General features: G+C 52.3%; 12 protein-coding genes. All 12 read left to right on the forward strand.

Annotation, left to right across the window (positions count from 1 at the left end; all coding sequences use genetic code 11):
* Positions 1–44 precede the first annotated feature (44 nt).
* Positions 45–899, forward strand: coding sequence for a bifunctional methylenetetrahydrofolate dehydrogenase/methenyltetrahydrofolate cyclohydrolase FolD (gene folD, locus EV210_RS10510; RefSeq protein WP_132079711.1), 855 nt, complete (start codon positions 45–47; stop codon positions 897–899).
* 68 nt (positions 900–967) lie between these two features.
* Positions 968–2,728, forward strand: a complete 1,761-nt coding sequence (locus EV210_RS10515; RefSeq protein WP_132079714.1) for a formate--tetrahydrofolate ligase — start codon at positions 968–970, stop codon at positions 2,726–2,728.
* Positions 2,729–2,807: 79 nt separating this feature from the next.
* Positions 2,808–3,365 (forward strand): 4Fe-4S dicluster domain-containing protein, encoded by a 558-nt coding sequence (locus EV210_RS10520; RefSeq protein WP_165898867.1) that lies wholly within the window; start codon positions 2,808–2,810, stop codon positions 3,363–3,365.
* On the forward strand, positions 3,362–4,231 hold the full coding sequence (locus EV210_RS10525; RefSeq protein ID WP_132079719.1) for a CoB--CoM heterodisulfide reductase iron-sulfur subunit B family protein: 870 nt from the start codon (positions 3,362–3,364) through the stop codon (positions 4,229–4,231). Before EV210_RS10520 ends, EV210_RS10525 begins: the two co-directional genes overlap by 4 nt.
* Before the next feature lies 1 nt (position 4,232).
* Positions 4,233–8,702 carry an FAD-dependent oxidoreductase gene (locus EV210_RS10530; protein ID WP_132079721.1) on the forward strand — a complete coding sequence of 1,490 codons (4,470 nt, stop codon included), beginning with the start codon at positions 4,233–4,235 and terminating at the stop codon, positions 8,700–8,702.
* On the forward strand, positions 8,699–9,166 hold the full coding sequence (locus tag EV210_RS10535; protein ID WP_132079724.1) for a hydrogenase iron-sulfur subunit: 468 nt from the start codon (positions 8,699–8,701) through the stop codon (positions 9,164–9,166). The genes EV210_RS10530 and EV210_RS10535 overlap by 4 nt, the downstream gene beginning before the upstream one ends.
* A gap of 7 nt (positions 9,167–9,173) precedes the next feature.
* Positions 9,174–9,842 carry a methylenetetrahydrofolate reductase C-terminal domain-containing protein gene (locus tag EV210_RS10540; RefSeq protein ID WP_132079727.1) on the forward strand — a complete coding sequence of 223 codons (669 nt, stop codon included), beginning with the start codon at positions 9,174–9,176 and terminating at the stop codon, positions 9,840–9,842.
* Positions 9,839–10,783 (forward strand): methylenetetrahydrofolate reductase, encoded by a 945-nt coding sequence (locus tag EV210_RS10545; protein ID WP_132079730.1) that lies wholly within the window; start codon positions 9,839–9,841, stop codon positions 10,781–10,783. Before EV210_RS10540 ends, EV210_RS10545 begins: the two co-directional genes overlap by 4 nt.
* Positions 10,784–10,957: 174 nt before the next feature.
* Positions 10,958–11,638, forward strand: coding sequence for a DUF3786 domain-containing protein (locus tag EV210_RS23095; RefSeq protein ID WP_132079733.1), 681 nt, complete (start codon positions 10,958–10,960; stop codon positions 11,636–11,638).
* 49 nt (positions 11,639–11,687) lie between these two features.
* Positions 11,688–12,449: an ATP-binding protein gene (locus EV210_RS10555; protein ID WP_132079736.1), complete on the forward strand. Its 762-nt coding sequence runs from the start codon at positions 11,688–11,690 to the stop codon at positions 12,447–12,449.
* Positions 12,450–12,540: 91 nt separating this feature from the next.
* On the forward strand, positions 12,541–14,493 hold the full coding sequence (gene cooS, locus EV210_RS10560; protein ID WP_132079739.1) for an anaerobic carbon-monoxide dehydrogenase catalytic subunit: 1,953 nt from the start codon (positions 12,541–12,543) through the stop codon (positions 14,491–14,493).
* A gap of 39 nt (positions 14,494–14,532) precedes the next feature.
* Positions 14,533–16,662, forward strand: a complete 2,130-nt coding sequence (acsB, locus tag EV210_RS10565) for an acetyl-CoA decarbonylase/synthase complex subunit alpha/beta (protein ID WP_132079742.1) — start codon at positions 14,533–14,535, stop codon at positions 16,660–16,662.
* Positions 16,663–16,673: the final 11 nt, after the last annotated feature.

Consider the following 16,673-nt stretch of genomic DNA (forward strand, 5'->3'; position numbering starts at 1 on the left):
TAAATTAGAACAAAGAAAGTACAAGAAAGGGGCTGAGCGTATTTATGGCGGCGCAGATATTGGATGGGAAAAAGATAGCTGAGCAATTGACGGAAATCGTGAAAAGAGATGTTGCTAAGTTTGAGGCTGCCCGGAGCATTAAACCAGGGCTGACTGTCATCATTGTAGGAGAAAACCCGGCATCCAAGGTTTACGTGAATCGCAAACACAAGGCTTGTGAGGAACTGGGAATTGCCTCGGAGGTCGTACGGCTGCCGGAAACGACGTCCGAGGAGCAGCTGCTGCAAGAAATTGACCGGTTAAATAGCGATAACAGGGTACACGGTATTCTGGTGCAACTGCCTCTGCCTAAACACATCAACAGCGAATTGGTTCTGGAGAGGATCAGCCCGCTCAAAGATGTTGATGGCTTTCATCCGGTAAATGTCGGGAACCTAACCATTGGTAAAGAAGGACTTGTGCCCTGTACACCTTACGGAGTTATCAAAATGCTGGAAATCAGCGGTATTTCCGTCGAAGGAAAACGGGCGGTGGTTCTTGGCCGGAGTAATATAGTCGGCAAGCCGATGACGATGTTGCTGATGTCCCGGAATGCGACTGTAACCGTCTGTCACTCACGCACGAAGGATCTGGCTGCGGTTTGCCGGGAGGGAGATATCTTAGTCGCTGCTATCGGCAAGCCAGAGTTCGTCACAAAGGACATGGTGAAACCCGGTGCGATCGTTATTGATGTCGGCATCAATCGGGTTGGTGACAAATTGGTTGGTGACGTTAAATTCGACGAGGTACAGGAAGTCGCGGGCTATATCACTCCTGTGCCGGGGGGAGTTGGACCGCTGACCATCGGTATGCTGCTGCACAATACGTTGAAAGCCGCAGAGCTGCAGCTTGAGAAATGATGGTTGATCCAGGTCAGATTGAGCGAGTGTAAATCATAATTGACGAAATAAAAGGGGGATGTATACATATGGCTTGGGATGCTACGCAATTGAAAGATTGGCAGATTGCTGAACTGGCAGAGGGCAATATACCCACAACTGAGCAATACCAGGAAATGATGGGTCTGCAGAAAGATGAAATCATTCCGTACGGCAAGACGCCGAAGATCGATTTCCTGAAAGTGATCAACCGCCTCAAGGATAAACCGGATGGCAAGTATATTGAGGTAACCGCCATCACCCCTACCCCTTTGGGAGAAGGTAAATCAACGACATCCATTGGTCTCATGGAAGGACTGGGGAAGCGCGGCGTTAACGTTGGCGGCGCTTTGCGGCAGCCTTCGGGCGGACCGACCATGAATGTCAAGGGTACTGCTGCCGGCGGCGGCAACGCCCTTTTAATCCCGATGACCGAGTTCTCTCTGGGCTTGACCGGAGATATCAATGACATTATGAACGCCCACAATCTGGCGATGGTCGCCCTGAATGCCAGGATGCAGCATGAGGCCAATTATGATGACGCCGAGTTGGGCAGAAGAAATCTCAGAAGACTTGACATTAACCCCAAGAACGTGGAGATGGGCTGGGTCCTTGACTTTGCAGCCCAAGGCCTGCGCAACATTATCATGGGGCTTGGCGGAAAGCAAGACGGCTTTATGATGCATTCCAAGTTCGGTATCGCCGTTGGGTCCGAGTTGATGGCTATCCTGGCGGTGGCCAAGGATCTGGCTGATATGCGGGAACGTTTTAAGCACATTGTAGTTGCCTATGATAAGGCCGGAAAACCGGTTACCGCCCAAGACCTGGAAGTTGATGGCGCCATGACCGCCTGGATGCGAAATACGATTAATCCAACCCTTTGTTCCACTGTTGAAGGGCAGCCCTGTTTTGTCCACGCCGGTCCGTTTGCCAATATCGCCATAGGTCAGTCCTCGATTATTGCCGACCGTATCGGTCTGAAATGCTTCGATTACCATGTCACCGAGTCCGGCTTCGCCGCAGATATCGGTTTCGAAAAATTCTGGAATGTCAAATGCCGGCTAAGCGGACTAAAACCATCGGTCTCTGTCCTGGTAGCCACTGTCCGCGCCTTGAAGATGCATGGCGGTGGACCTGCTGTGGTGCCTGGCCGTCCGCTTCCTGACGAATATACCAAAGAAAATCTGGAACTTTTAGAAAAAGGCTGCGCCAATATGATTCACCTTATCAATGTTATTAAAAAATCAGGCATTAAGCCGGTAATCTGTATCAATGCCTTCTACACCGATACCAAGGAAGAACATGACCTGGTGAAGCGGATCGCCGAACAGGCCGGCGCCCGGGCCGCCGTCTCCCAGCACTGGCTGAAGGGTGGCGACGGAGCCCTGGAGTTGGCGGATGCCGTTATCGATGCCTGCAAGGAAGAAGTCAATTTCAACTACCTGTATCCGCTGGAAATGCCTTTGCGGCAGCGGGTGGAGACTATCGCCAAGGAAGTATACGGAGCCGATGGCGTCGATTGGGCGCCGCTGGCTGAAGAGAAAGCCAAGAAGTTTGAAGCTGATCCCTCGTATGCCGACTATTCCACCATGATGGTGAAGACCCACCTGTCCCTGTCCCATGAACCGACATGGAAAGGCGTTCCCAAGGGATGGAGATTGCCAATCAGGGACGTATTGGTTTACGGCGGCGCCAAATTCCTCTGCCCGATGGCCGGTGCTATCAGTCTGATGCCGGGAACAGGTTCCGATCCCGCTTATCGCCGGATTGATGTAGATGTCAATACAGGCAGAGTCAGCGGACTGTTCTAGCGGGTTGATGGAAAAGTAAATCGCGAAGATGTTCCGATCGTGCAACGCGGCAGACTTCGTGAGGAGAGGAGCGTGTACAATGGCGGATGCAGGGATAACCCCTTCTTCCCAATTTGTCGGAGAGGTCCAGACTAAATCCGGTCAAAATATCAACCTTTGTTACAATTGCAAGAAATGTGCCGGAGGCTGTCCAGTGAACTTTGTCATGCAGCCGTACAATGCGGATATCCTGAAGCTGATTCAGCTGGGGGAAAAAGAAGCGGTCCTCAAAAGCAACAGTATCTGGCTGTGTGTGGGCTGCAAGACTTGTGCGGCACGGTGTCCCAACGGTATCGACACCTCGAAAATCATGGATGCGCTGCGAGAAATGGCGCTGGCGGAAGGGTTTTCCGGCCATGAAACAAAGACTCCGGCTTTCCATCAGTCCTTTTTGATGATGGTTGGGCAAATGGGACGCGCGTATGAAGCAGGTCTCATCGGCATTTACAAGCTGAAAACATTCACTTTTACGCAAGACATGGGCGTAGGCATCAAATTCCTGACTAAGGGCAAACTCAAGCTTTTGCCTGACCGTATCAGACGGGTGGGGGAAATCAAGCAGATTTTCCGCAAGGCGAAGGAGGTGGAGAGAAAATGAAAATGACCTATTATCCCGGATGCTCTCTCCATTCTACTGCCAGTGAATACAATGCCTCGACCGGATATGTATTCAAAGAACTCGGCATTGAACTTACCGAAATCGAAGACTGGAATTGCTGCGGGGCTTCCAGCGCCCATGCGACAAATCATTATTTATCGCTGGCGCTGCCTTTGCGCAACCTTGTCCTGGCGGAACAGGCCGAAAACGATGTTCTGGCCCCCTGCTCGGCCTGTTATAACCTGCTGAAATATACTGATCACCAGATTCGTCAACAGGCGCCCGAAGCCGAAGGCATCAACGGCGACCTTGAGAAGATCGTGGGGAACAAATACGGGGCGACGATTCAGGTCCGCCATCCGTTGGAAATCCTGAGCAGCAAAGAAATGCTGCGAACCGTCAAAGCTAAGACCATCCGTCCGCTTACCGGCCTCAACGTAGTGACCTATTACGGTTGTTTGCTGACGCGGCCCAAGGACGTAGTGGCCTTCGACAATCCCGAACATCCCCAGAGCATGGATAAACTGGTCTCAGCCCTGGGGGCGGATGTTAAAAAATGGTCTTACAAAACCGACTGTTGCGGCGTCGCCCTCAACCTGCCCCGTACCGAGGTGGTGGAGACGCTGGTTGCCAAGCTCATTACCGAGGCGCAGCGCGCCGGGGCTCAGGCCATTGTAGTCGCTTGCCCGATGTGCCACGTCAACCTGGACATCCGCCAGACCAAAGTGGCCAAAACAATGCCTATTTTCTACTTTACCGAGTTGATGGGCATCGCTTTCGGTGCTCCTGCCCCCCAAGCCTGGCTGCGTAAACATGTGATCGATCCCATGTCTGTACTTCCTGTGGCCGAGAGGGGAGGAAAATAGTATGGCAAAAGTTAGCAGCATCGGTGTTCAAGCACCGCCTGCGTCAACCAAGGAGAAAATCGGCTCCGTCCTCGTCTTAGGCGGAGGAATCGCCGGAATGCAGTCCGCTCTGGATCTTGCCAATGGCGGATATCTTGTGCATATGGTCACAGATGAACCGTCGATCGGCGGGAAGATGGCCCAACTTGACAAAACTTTTCCGACCAATGAATGTTCCATGTGTCTTTTAGGACCGAAGATGAGTGACTGCCTGAGCCATCCTAATATTATCATTCACACTCATTCGGTGTTGGAGAAGCTGGGAGGAGAAGCCGGTAACTTTACCGCCCAGGTGCGGAAAAAAGCGAGATTCATCGATATTGACGAATGTACGGCCTGCGGCGACTGCGTCGACGCCTGCCCCGTTAAGGTGAAGGATGGCTTCAACCAGGATCAGGGTCTTCGTAAAGCGGTATATAAGCTCTTCCCGCAGTCGGTGCCAAACAGGTTCATGATCGACAAGCGCGGTGTTCCACCGTGCCGCTCCACCTGTCCGGCCGGAACAAATGTGCAAGGATATGTGGCTCTCCTTTCTCAGGGAAAATTCGCCGAAGCACTGGAAGTCATCCATCGCCGCCTGCCTTTCGCCGGTATCTGCGGCCGAATTTGCCACCATCCGTGTGAAGCGGAATGCAACCGGCAGGAAATTGATCAACCGCTGGCAATCGCCACCCTAAAACGGGCGGCCGCCGACTATGGCTGGGAGGAACTCGCCAAAGCCGAATCACAAATATATACTCCCACCCGCAAAGAGCGGGTAGCGATTATCGGAGGCGGACCGGCTGGGCTGACAGCTGCCTGCGACCTTGTGGAGAAAGGCTATCAGGTTACTATCTTTGAAGCACTGCCCAGTCCGGGCGGCTGGTTGAAATACGGGATTCCCCAATACCGGCTGCCGGAGATCGTTGTTCAACGGGAAATTGACATGCTTTTAAGGCATGGAATTGAAGTGCGCAATAACACTCGCGTGGGCAGCGATATTACCTTAAAAGAGCTAAAAGAGCAATATAATGCAGTCCTTATCGCCGTTGGCGTGCAAAAGAGCCGGGATCTGCCGCTTGAAGGCGCCGGTCTTGCCGGGGTTCTTCCCGGAGTAGGCTTTTTAAGGGATATCAAACTTGGCCAAAACCCGCGGGTCGGGAAAAAAGTCGTCGTTATCGGCGGCGGCAACGTAGCAATGGATGTAGCCCGTTCAGCGCTGCGCCAGGGCGGAGAAGAAGTCCATGTCGTCTGTTTGGAGTCCCGCGGCGAAATGCCGGCCCATGTCTGGGAAATCGAAGAAGCCGAAGATGAAGGAGTCATCCTGCATCCCGGCTGGGGCCCGAAAGCAATTGTCGGCAGCGGCGGGAAAGTCAGCGCCGTTGGCTTCAGAGCCTGCAGCGCCGTTTTCGACGCCGAGCGGCGATTTAATCCCCGCTATGACGAAACACGTACCATCCTTCTCGACGCAGACACCGTGATCATGGCTATCGGCCAGGCTGCAGACCTGGAATTTCTGCAGGGCCAAAAGAAAGTCACGACCGCCCGGGGAATTGTTGCTGCCGATTCGCTGACCAAGGCTACCGGTGATCCTGCCATTTTTGCCTGCGGCGACGTAGCTCACGGCCCGGCGTCAGTAATTGAAGCGGTTGCGAGTGCTCATGAGGCAGCCATATCCATTGACCGTTATCTAAACGGTGCCCAAATCGCTGCCAACAGGGAAAAGCCACATCAAGACAAACTCACTCTCCCGGAAAATACCCCGGTACACCCGATGGGCCGCCTGTCACAGGCCTTTGCCCCGGCAAGCCTTCGCAGTGGAGACTATCGCGAAGTGGCTCTGGGCATGAGCGAAGAAGAAGCAATCGAAGAAGCAAGCCGCTGTATGAACTGTGGAATTTGCTCCGAGTGTTTCCAATGCGAAAAGGCCTGTAAAAAACAAGTCATTCACCATGATGATACCGATGAAATGCTTGACCTGTCCGTCGGCGCTCTCGTGTTGGCTCCCGGCTTCGATATTTTCGATGCAAGCCTCAAGGGTGAATACGGCTACGGCATTTACCCCAATGTGTTGAACAGCCTTGAATTTGAACGCCTGTTGTCTTCTACCGGTCCTACCACAGGCCATGTGGTGCGGCCGTCGGATGGTGCTTCACCCCGAAAGGTTGCCTTCATCCAATGTGTAGGCTCTCGTGACTGCGGTGACAACGGAGCGGAGTACTGTTCTTCCATCTGCTGTATGTATTCTACCAAAGAGGCGCTTATTGCCCGGGAGCACGACGCCAATGTTGAACCGGCCATCTTCTATCTGGATATGCGTTCTTACGGGAAAAATTTTGACAAATATGTTGAAACCGCGAAAAAAGGTGGCGTCCGTTACGTTCGGGCCATGATATCCAGCATAAAAGAAGATCCGGTAACCCAAAACCTTTTCATTAAATATATCAACGAAAGCGGCGATATCGTCGAGGAAGAGTTCGAACTTGTCGTATTGGCCGTTGGGGTACGTCCACCCAAGACGGCTGCCCCTCTTCTGGCGACGCTGGGGATAGAAGCTCATCCTTACGGTTTTGCCGATACTGATGATTTCAGCCCTACCGAAACATCCCGACAGGGTATCTATGTTGCCGGAGCCTTCCAGGGACCGCGGGATATTCCGGAGACGGTCATGACTGCCAGCGCGGCCGCGGCCAAAGCGGGGGAACTGCTGGCGGACGCCCGCAACACTTTGCGGCGTCTCAAAGCCTATCCGCCGGAGCGGGACGTCAGTGAAGAACCGGTGCGCATTGGTGTTTTTATCTGCCAGTGCGGCATCAACATAGCCTCAATTGTCAACGTTCCGGAGGTCGTGGCCTATGGACAAAGTTTGCCTGATGTTGTTCACTGTCAGGATAATCTTTATACCTGCTCTCAGGACACCATCAAAAGGATGAAGGAAATTATCGAAGAGAAACAGCTTAATCGGGTGGTTGTAGCCTCCTGCACCATGCGGACCCATCAGCCGCTTTTCCGGGAAATGCTGCGGGAAGCTGGCCTCAACCAATTCTACTTCGAAATGGCCAATATCCGTGACCAGTGTTCATGGGTGCATCGCAGCGAGCCGGTCGGCGCGACGGAGAAGGCTAAGGACCTGGTGCGGATGGCGGCAGCCAAAGTGCGTCACCACGACCCGCTTTACCTGCATCCTGTGCCGGTGATTCCCTCGACGCTTATTATCGGCGGCGGGGTTGCCGGAATGACTGCCGCTTTATCGGCAGCCAGTCAAGGATTTACCGCCTATCTTGTCGAGAAAGAAGCGGAGCTCGGCGGCCATGCCCGTGAGATTTACCGGGATCTGGAGGGGAACGACGTTCAGCAATATCTGCACCAATTGACTGCAGCTGTTGCAGACCATCCGCTGATCAAAGTCTTTACCAATACGCAAATCACGAATTTCTCCGGTCACGCCGGACACTTTATCACTTCTGTGCGCAGTGGCCAAGACGAAACGGCGACGGACATAGAACATGGCACCGTGATCGTCGCCACCGGGAGCGAAGAACGTGTGGCCGCCGGCTATCTGGCAGGCGAAGATCCCCGCGTCATTACCGGCAGCGCCTTTGAGAAACTGCTTGCCGCCGGTCAGCCGGTAAAAGCCAAACAGATTGTCATGATCCAATGTGCCGGTTCCCGTAATGAGGAAATTAAGTACTGCAGCCGTACCTGTTGCGGTCAGGCCATCAAAAACGCTCTGCTGCTGAAAAAGCGGCAGCCTGCAACCGACATTTATATCTTGTACCGGGACATCCGCACCTATGGTTTTATGGAGAGCCAGTACAAGGAAGCCCGGGACATAGGAATTCGCTTTATTCCTTATACCGAGCAGCAAAAACCGGAACTTGCCAAAGCAGGCAGCCGATTGAGCCTCACTGTACACGAACCGAGTCTTAAAAGGACCATTAATTTAACCCCTGATCTTGTGGTACTGGCGTCGGCCACTGTACCGTCAGACACGGCGCGCAGCCTGGGGACCATGCTGAAGGTACCGGTCAATGAGGACGGCTTCTTTGTCGAAACCCACGCCAAATTAGGTCCAATTGATTTTCCCTCCCAGGGCATTTTCCTATGCGGTGGAGCACATTCGCCCAAGTATCTCCATGAATGTATCTATCAAGCCCAAGGGGCGGTGGCGCGAGCCAGTACCATCCTGTCTCAGGATAATCTGATGGCGGGCGGGGTTGTGGTAAACGTCGATCCGGATAAATGCGCCGCCTGTCTCACTTGTGTGCGCATCTGCCCCTATAGCGTGCCCCGTATTGGCGAAGACGGCAAAGCCTGTATCGAGGCTGTCCAGTGCCACGGCTGCGGCAGCTGCGCCGGGGAGTGTCCGAACAAGGCAATTCAATTGCAGCACTATAAAGATAATCAGATCTTGGAAAAGGTCCGCGCTCTGTTTAAGGAGGTATCCGCATGAGTACATTCGAACCGAAGATCGTTGCTTTCTGCTGTTACTACTGCGCATACTCGGCGGCCGATCTGGCCGGTTCCATGCGCCTGCAGTATCCAGCCAATATCCGCATGATCGATTTGCCTTGCTCAGGTAAGATTGAGCAGAACCTGCTGCTCACAGCTTTTGAAGAAGGAGCTGACGGCGTATATGTCGCCGGGTGCATGGAAGGAGACTGCCATTTCCTGCGCGGCAATTTCCGGGCCCGCAAGCGTGTGGAGTACGTGAAGAAGATTCTTGATGAACTGGGAATCGGGGGGGAACGGCTGGCAATGTATAACCTGTCGGGATCGATGGGACCACGCTTCGCCGAAATCGCAAAAGAAATGACCGAACGCATTCGGGCCCTTGGACCGAGCCCATTGAACCGTGCTGCCGGGGGCATGGCGAGTGAACCGTCAACACCAAGTTTGTCGGAGATAGGGGGGTGAAAAGCAGATGATTGTTGCTCAGCAAAAGCCTATCGGGGAAATAGAGAGTTATATTGGCTCCGCTAAAAAAATATTGGTGGCCGGGTGTGGGGGCTGCGTCACCGTCTGCTTATCAGGCGGACAAAAAGAAGTAGACATTCTGGCCACCAGCCTGCGGATTTTGCGCAAAAAAGCGGGGAATCCCGTCGAGGTGGTCAGCGAAACATTGGAACGCCAATGCGACAAGGAATATGTGGAGAAGCTGGAGTCTCTGGTCAAAGACGTTGATTGTGTTGTATCTCTGGCTTGCGGGGTCGGCGTACAGTATCTGGCGGAACGCTACCCGGACAAATATGTTGTGCCTGCCCAAAACACCAAATTTATCGGCGGGACCACCGAGCACGGAGTCTGGGAAGAGCGCTGCGGCCTCTGCGGGGAATGCATCCTGGCAAGTACTGGCGGCATCTGCCCGGTGATCCGGTGTTCCAAGAGTATTTTGAACGGTCCGTGCGGCGGGTCCAGTAACGGTAAATGCGAAATTGACCCGGACACCGACTGTGCCTGGGCCCTGATCTACGAGCAACTCAAGCGGCAGGGCCGGGAAGCTTCCTTGTGCGAGGTTTTTCCGGTGAAAGACTGGTCTAAATCCCGGGACGGCGGTCCGCGCAAGTATGTTAGGGAGGATGTACTCCTATGAGTGAGCAGTTGACGAAAGAGTTGACAACCGAGAGCAGGCTGGAAAAGGGTTTTGCCAGAGGGGAATTTGTTGTGACGTCGGAAATCGGCCCCTTAAAAGGGGCCTCGGCCCACAATATCATTGAGCATACCAAAGAGGCGAAACTCAAATGTGACGGCTTCAATTTAACCGATAATCAAAGTGCGGTAGTTCGGCTCTCCAGTATTGCGGCTGCTGTGCATGTTCTCCAGCATGGCGGCAATCCGATCATTCAGATGACCTGCCGGGACCGGAACCGCATTGCCATTCAGAGCGATTTATTAGGAGCCTACAGCCTGGGGGTTCGCAATGTTCTGTGTTTAAGCGGCGACCATCAGTCTTTTGGCAACCATCCTACAGCCAAGAACGTCTATGATATCGATTCGATTCAGCTTATCGCGCTGGTCAAAAAGATGCGCGATGAACAGCAAATGCTCAGCGGCGAAGCAATGAAAGCGGCTCCCAGGTTTTATATCGGAGCGGTTGAGAGCCCGTTCGGCGATCCTATTGAATTGCGGATCATGCGTTTAGCTAAGAAGGTGCAGGCTGGTGCGCAATTCATTCAGACCCAGGCTATTTTCGACATCGAAAAGTTTAAGTACTGGATGAGCTTGGTCCGCAAAGCCGGAATCGACCGGCAAGTGAATATTATGGCAGGCGTCCTGCCTGTCAAATCAGTCCGGGCGTTACAATATATGAAGGAAAATGTGGCAGGGATGAGTATTCCGGACGAATTGATCGACCGGATGGCAAAGGCTGAAAACCCTCAAACCGAGGGGATCGCCATTGTTATTGAGCTCATCAAACAATTGCGGCAGGTCGAAGGAGTCAAAGGCATTCATATCATGCCTGTGGGCTGGGAAGCCGCTTTATCCGATATTGTGACAGGCGCCGGCTTGCTGCCCCGTCCAATATTGGACTAAGAACCGCATTCCCCGGCTGCAAGGCCTTATTCCGTCGGAAGCCTGCTTGCAGATGTATATACATATATACTTTGCTTGGGGGACTGCAGGATGTTCGGCCGTCCGGAGGATTTCGCGATATCAATCAATTATAGCCCTGGTGTTTCGATACTGATATGAAAGGATAGAGGGCCTATGCATGCAAGTGAGTTGCGACCGGATAACCTGAAACAAGCCTATCAATCGGCATACACCAAGGCCTGCGAGGATTTCCAGCGCTGGAATCCCGAGGATATGGCAGCAAGCAGCGGAACGAGTTTCGCTTGCGCCACCAGTACTTTCTCCATTGTTTATGCCGGCCAAGGCTATCAGGTCAGTTTTCCGTCGGGTGAGGTTGTCTATGCAGACAGAAACGATACGGTACCGGTTACGGAAAAAATAATCCTTTTGCATTATTTAATCCGGGCCAGTGGGCAGACGATAGCAAATTCCTGGATTTCCTTTAAAGAAATCCCGGTGGTCGGCATGTTGTATTTAGAGCCTTTTAATAAGCGAGTTACCAACTATCTTATTGGCGTTTTCGGCAACAAACCGCACCTGCTGCTGCAGGCCGGGGAACTGCTGGGGGCAAGCGCGTGCCGGTTCGGCAACTATGGCATTAAGCTGAATGCCCTGCCGCGTTTACCTATCATTTACGCTCTGTGGGCTGGCGATGAGGAATTTCCGCCAAGGGCAACAGTGTTGTTTGATGCCACGGCGCCTTACTACCTGCCCACAGAGGATCTGGTTGTCGCCGCTGGTTTTTGTGTCGGTAAACTGGCCCAGGCGGCAAGAAAGCTGCCTGCTGCCGAAGTACCTGACCTGGGAACAGTATAACTCGGAAATAATCAAGGAAAGTGTTGGATCACTAAAGGAGGTAATCCCCGTGAAAATCGCCGTATCCGGTAAAGGCGGCGTAGGCAAGACAACGGTAGCGGCTAATCTCGCCAGATTGTTTGCCAGCCAGGGCTACAAAGTATATGCGGTTGACGCCGATCCAGATTCAAGCTTAGGGAGCGCCATCGGTCTTGACGATGAAATTATGGCGATCAGCAAACCCCTGATTGAAATGCAGCAGGTTATTGCGGAACGCAGTGGCGGCGGGGCATTTTATACCCTTAATCCTCAGGTGGATGATATTCTTGATGCTTATACCATTCAAACAGGCAACATCCGATTTTTACGCATGGGAGGGATTAAACAAGGGGGTTCTGCCTGCTACTGCCGGGAAAATTCATTTTTACATGCCGTAGTTGATGCGCTGCTGCTTGGCAAGCAGGATGTGGTTGTACTTGATATGGGAGCAGGCATCGAACATTTGACGCGTGGCACATCCAAAGGAGTTGATGTCATGCTCGTGGTTACGGAACCCACCAAAAATAGTGCGCAAACAGCGAAGGTAGTAAGGCATCTGGCCGATGAAATTGGCGTAAAAAAAGTAAAAATAATCGGCAATAAGATTCGTAGTGAAAAGGAAGAAACTTTTCTGAGGACCCAATTTGAGGCCGGCGAGATTATTGGTATGCTGCCGTTTGATGATTCAATTCTTGAAGCAGCCATGGGCGGGCCGGTGGATGTGACGGACAGCAGTCAGCCGGTTGGCGCTCAAATGCGAATGATGTATGACTGTATTCTTCAAGGGAGTTAAAATAGGCTGACGACAGACTGACGCTTAAAATCAAGGTCTCAAAGGCTAGTTGTTTATTATCAATTTACCAACAGTTAGGGGAGGTAGAAGAATGTCCGAATTTGAAAAATGCACAGTCGACCCCGCCGCGCGGGAAATGCTCGTCAAAGCGAAAAAAATAGGATTCCTGACCAGTTTTGACCGGGCCAAAGCTCAAGAGCCCCGTTGTAATTTTGGCAATAGCGGTATTTGCTGCCGGATTTGCTTGCAGGGGCCATGCCGGATTATCCCGAAAAAATTGGGCGCCAATAAAGGGATCTGTGGTGCTTCCGATTATACTATTGTGGCCCGTAATACCGTCCGTTACATTGCTGGCGGAGCATCGGCCCACTCTGATCATGGGCGGCATATTGCGACAGCTGTGCTTCATGTAGGGGAAGGCCATGCCAAGGATTATAAGATCACCGATTCGGCCAAGTTGCTCAAAGTTGCTAAGCGGATTGGCCTGCCCACAGAAGGAAAATCAATTAATGAAGTAGCCGTAGCGGTGGCTTCCGAAGCCCTGAAGGATTTCGGCCGCCAGGATACTGCTCCTTGCACCTGGGTTGAATCAACAGTTACCGAGGGCCGCAAGAAAAAGTTTAAGGATACCACGATTATGCCGTCCAGCATCAATGGCTCGATTGCTGAATTGTTACATCAGACTCACATTGGTAATGATGCCGATCCTGTCAACATTATTTTCAGCGGGTTGAGAGTGGCCTTGGGAGATTACGACGGCATGCAGCTTGCTACTGATCTGTCCGATGTTTTGTTTGGTACGCCGACTCCGACGGTGACCGAAGCCAACCTAGGGGTCCTTGACCCGGAAATGGTTAACATCTGCGTACACGGCCACAATCCGCTGCTGAGTCAGGTGGTTGTCGATACGGCCCGGGAAATGCAGGAAGAGGCTAAAGCTGCCGGAGCTAAGGGCATCAAATTATCCGGCATTTGCTGCACAGGCAACGAGGTTTTGAGCCGCGCGGGGGTGGCCATCGCCACCAACTTCGCCACTCAGGAACTGGCAATTATGACCGGGCTGGTTGATGCCATCGTGGTCGACGTGCAGTGTATTATGCCTAGTCTGCGCAGCCTGTCCGAATGTTTCCACACCAAAGTCATTACAACAATGCCGATCAGTAAAATCCCCGGTTCCTACCATTATGAATTTGACGAGGAAAATGCCGTTGAAAGCGCCCGGGCAATCATCCGCCTGGCCATTGAAACCTATAAACGGCGCGATCCGGAGAAAATCGAGCGCCAGGAATACAAAAATAAAGTCGTCGCCGGCTTCAGCCTGGAAGCTATTCTGGAAATCTTCGCTTCTGTCAACCCGGATAATCCGATCAGCGTATTGACCGAGGCGATTAAAGCCGGAGAATTAAAAGGGGTCGCTTTGTTTGCCGGTTGTAACAACCTCAAAGGAACTCACAATCAAAACCATGTGGAAATCGCCAAGAAAATGGCGGCCAACGACGTGTTTATGGTAGCTACCGGCTGTGCCGGCCAGGCTTATGCCATGAGCGGGCTTTTGACCCCTGAGGCGGTTGAGGCATATGCGGGTCCCGGACTCAAGGCGTTCCTAAACCGTATCAGTGCAAAAGCCGACTTGAAGACGGCTTTGCCGCTCATCTTCCATATGGGGTCCTGTGTTGACAACTCCCGGGCTACCTCTTTACTGACCCTGATGGCTAACGAACTGGGAGTGGATACTCCGGACGTACCTTTTGTCGCGTCGGCGCCTGAGCCGATGTCTGAAAAAGCCGTAGCTATCGGCGCCTGGAATGTCGCCATGGGCATTCCGGTGCACATTGGCGTAATAGCGCCCACCACCGGCAGCGACCTCGTCCACGGCGTCGTGACTCAAATCGCCAAAGATGTGTTCGGCGGCTATTTCATCATGGAAACCGATTATGCCAAAGGGACCGACAAGTTGTTGGCCGCCCTGGAGGAACGAAGCTGGAAACTGCGAATTCGCAGTGCAGCCAAAGCAAAATATGCCGAACGTGAAACCGCTAATTAAGAGGTCACAGTTTAGGTAACTGGGAGGGGGAATATATAGATGTCAAATGCATTGTTTAAGGCTGCCTATGATGGAGCGATCATCTCTACAAGCTACGCTCAAATACTGCTGGAAAAAGCGATTAAAGAACATGGGGCCGAGACCCCGGTGAAATACCCGGATACAGCTTATCGTCTGCCGGTTATCACAGCGTTAAGCGGTGAAGAAGTTGATGTTCTGGGCGATTTACCGCCTATTTTGAACCGTATCCGGTCCAGTCATATCCGGGAAGAACTGAACTTCGAGAATGCGAAATTGAACGGCGAAGCCACGCATTATGCTGCCGATATCATCGAGGCTCTGCGCTATTTACACGGGGCCAAACCGGAATCGGCTCCCTGGACCGGATTTCTGTCTGATCCTATTTTGAGAAAATTTGGTGTGCCGCTGGTTGATAACACTATACCAGGTGTTGCCGTTATCATCGGCAAGGCCCGTACCTCAAAAGAAGCGGCTAAGCTGATTAAAAACCTGCAATCCAAAGGCATGATGCTGTTTTTGGTTAACGAGATTATCGAACAGTTACTGGAGGAAAATGTAAAGCTGGGTATTGATTATATCGCATTTCCTCTCGGTAACTTCACTCAGGCCATTCATGCTGTCAATTTCGCCTATCGCGCCGGCTTGGCCTTTGGCGGGATAAAACCCGGCCAACGTCAGCAGCAGCTTGATTACCAAGCCCGCCGGGTATTTGCTTTCGTACTGGCGCTGGGTGAACTGGATGAAGTCAGAATTGCCGCCGAAATGGGCGCTATTGGCATGGGTTTCCCGGTAGTTACCGACCAGATTCTGGCGGAAGAAATTCCTGATTGGTTCGTTTCTGAGCCGGATTATGACAAAATGGTAAAACTGGCGCTGGAATTACGGGGTATTAAGATCAAAATTGTCGATATTCCGGTTCCCATTACCGTGGGTCCCGCTTTTGAGGGGGAAACCATTCGCCGCGCCGATACCTATCTTGAATTTGGCGGCGGTAAGACAACTGCTTTCGAATTGGTGCGGATGGTTGGTCCTGACGACATCGAAGATGGCAAGATCACCGTCATTGGTCCGGAAATAACCGACATAAAAGCAGGGGACCGCCTGCCGCTGGGGATTATGGTCAATATCTACGGGCGGAAAATGCAAGAGGATTTTGAAGGAGTGCTTGAACGCCGCATTCACTATTTCATCAACTATGGCGAAGGCTTATGGCATGTAGCTCAGAGAGATCTGGCCTGGCTGCGGATAAGCAAAGGTGCGGCTGAGGCTGGCTTCAAGATCCGCGATTATGGTGAAATCCTGATCGCGAAATTCAAGTCAGATTATCCGTCAATTGTTGACCGGGTTCAGGTAACGCTGATTACCGATCAAGCTTTAGTTGACGAGAATTTGAAGCTCGCCAGGGAAAAATATAATGCTCGTGATGACCGTTTGCGCGGACTGACCGACGAATCGGTGAAAGATTTCTATTCCTGCATCCTGTGCCAATCCTTTGCGCCCAATCATGTGTGCATCGTTACCCCTGAACGGGTTGGCTTGTGCGGCGCTGTCAGCTGGCTTGACGCCAAAGCCTCCAATGAGATCACTCCTACCGGGCCGAATCAGCCGATTGCCAAAGGAGCTTGTATTGATGCGGAGAAGGGCATGTGGCAGAACGTCAATGAATATCTCTACAACAATTCAAACCGGACATTGGAAGAGGTTAACCTCTATACCCTGATGGACCGTCCGATGACTTCCTGCGGTTGCTTTGAGGCTATTATCGCCATTGTGCCGGAAGCCAACGGCATCATGATTACCACCCGGGAATTCAGTGGTGATACTCCTTGTGGCATGTCATTTTCGACACTGGCCGGTTCGGTTGGCGGGGGATTGCAATCTCCGGGCTTTATGGGCATCGGTCGCCGCTATATTGTAAGCAACAAGTTTATCCCGGCTGACGGCGGTATCGGGCGCATTGTCTGGATGCCGAAGGAACTGAAAGAATTCCTCCGGGCGGATCTGCTGCAGCAAGCCAAAAAACAAGGTCTGGATGAAGATTTCTTTGATAAAATCGCGGACGAAACGGTTGGCACTACGATTGACGAAATTCTTCCTTTCCTCGAAGAAAAACAACACCCGGCATTCGCTATGGACCCCATGATGTAAGTTGAATTGCG

It is taken from the genome of Anaerospora hongkongensis, from assembly GCF_004339805.1.
Taxonomy (GTDB): domain Bacteria; phylum Bacillota; class Negativicutes; order Sporomusales; family DSM-15969; genus Anaerospora; species Anaerospora hongkongensis.

Coding starts and splice junctions, on each gene's coding strand:
- EV210_RS10535 (WP_132079724.1), top strand. CDS start 8,699: ATGAGTACATTCGAACCGAAGATCGTTGCTTTCTGCTGTTACTACTGC.
- acsB (WP_132079742.1), top strand. CDS start 14,533: ATGTCAAATGCATTGTTTAAGGCTGCCTATGATGGAGCGATCATCTCT.
- EV210_RS23095 (WP_132079733.1), top strand. CDS start 10,958: ATGCATGCAAGTGAGTTGCGACCGGATAACCTGAAACAAGCCTATCAA.
- EV210_RS10525 (WP_132079719.1), top strand. CDS start 3,362: ATGAAAATGACCTATTATCCCGGATGCTCTCTCCATTCTACTGCCAGT.
- EV210_RS10540 (WP_132079727.1), top strand. CDS start 9,174: ATGATTGTTGCTCAGCAAAAGCCTATCGGGGAAATAGAGAGTTATATT.
- EV210_RS10545 (WP_132079730.1), top strand. CDS start 9,839: ATGAGTGAGCAGTTGACGAAAGAGTTGACAACCGAGAGCAGGCTGGAA.
- EV210_RS10515 (WP_132079714.1), top strand. CDS start 968: ATGGCTTGGGATGCTACGCAATTGAAAGATTGGCAGATTGCTGAACTG.
- cooS (WP_132079739.1), top strand. CDS start 12,541: ATGTCCGAATTTGAAAAATGCACAGTCGACCCCGCCGCGCGGGAAATG.
- EV210_RS10530 (WP_132079721.1), top strand. CDS start 4,233: ATGGCAAAAGTTAGCAGCATCGGTGTTCAAGCACCGCCTGCGTCAACC.
- EV210_RS10520 (WP_165898867.1), top strand. CDS start 2,808: ATGGCGGATGCAGGGATAACCCCTTCTTCCCAATTTGTCGGAGAGGTC.
- folD (WP_132079711.1), top strand. CDS start 45: ATGGCGGCGCAGATATTGGATGGGAAAAAGATAGCTGAGCAATTGACG.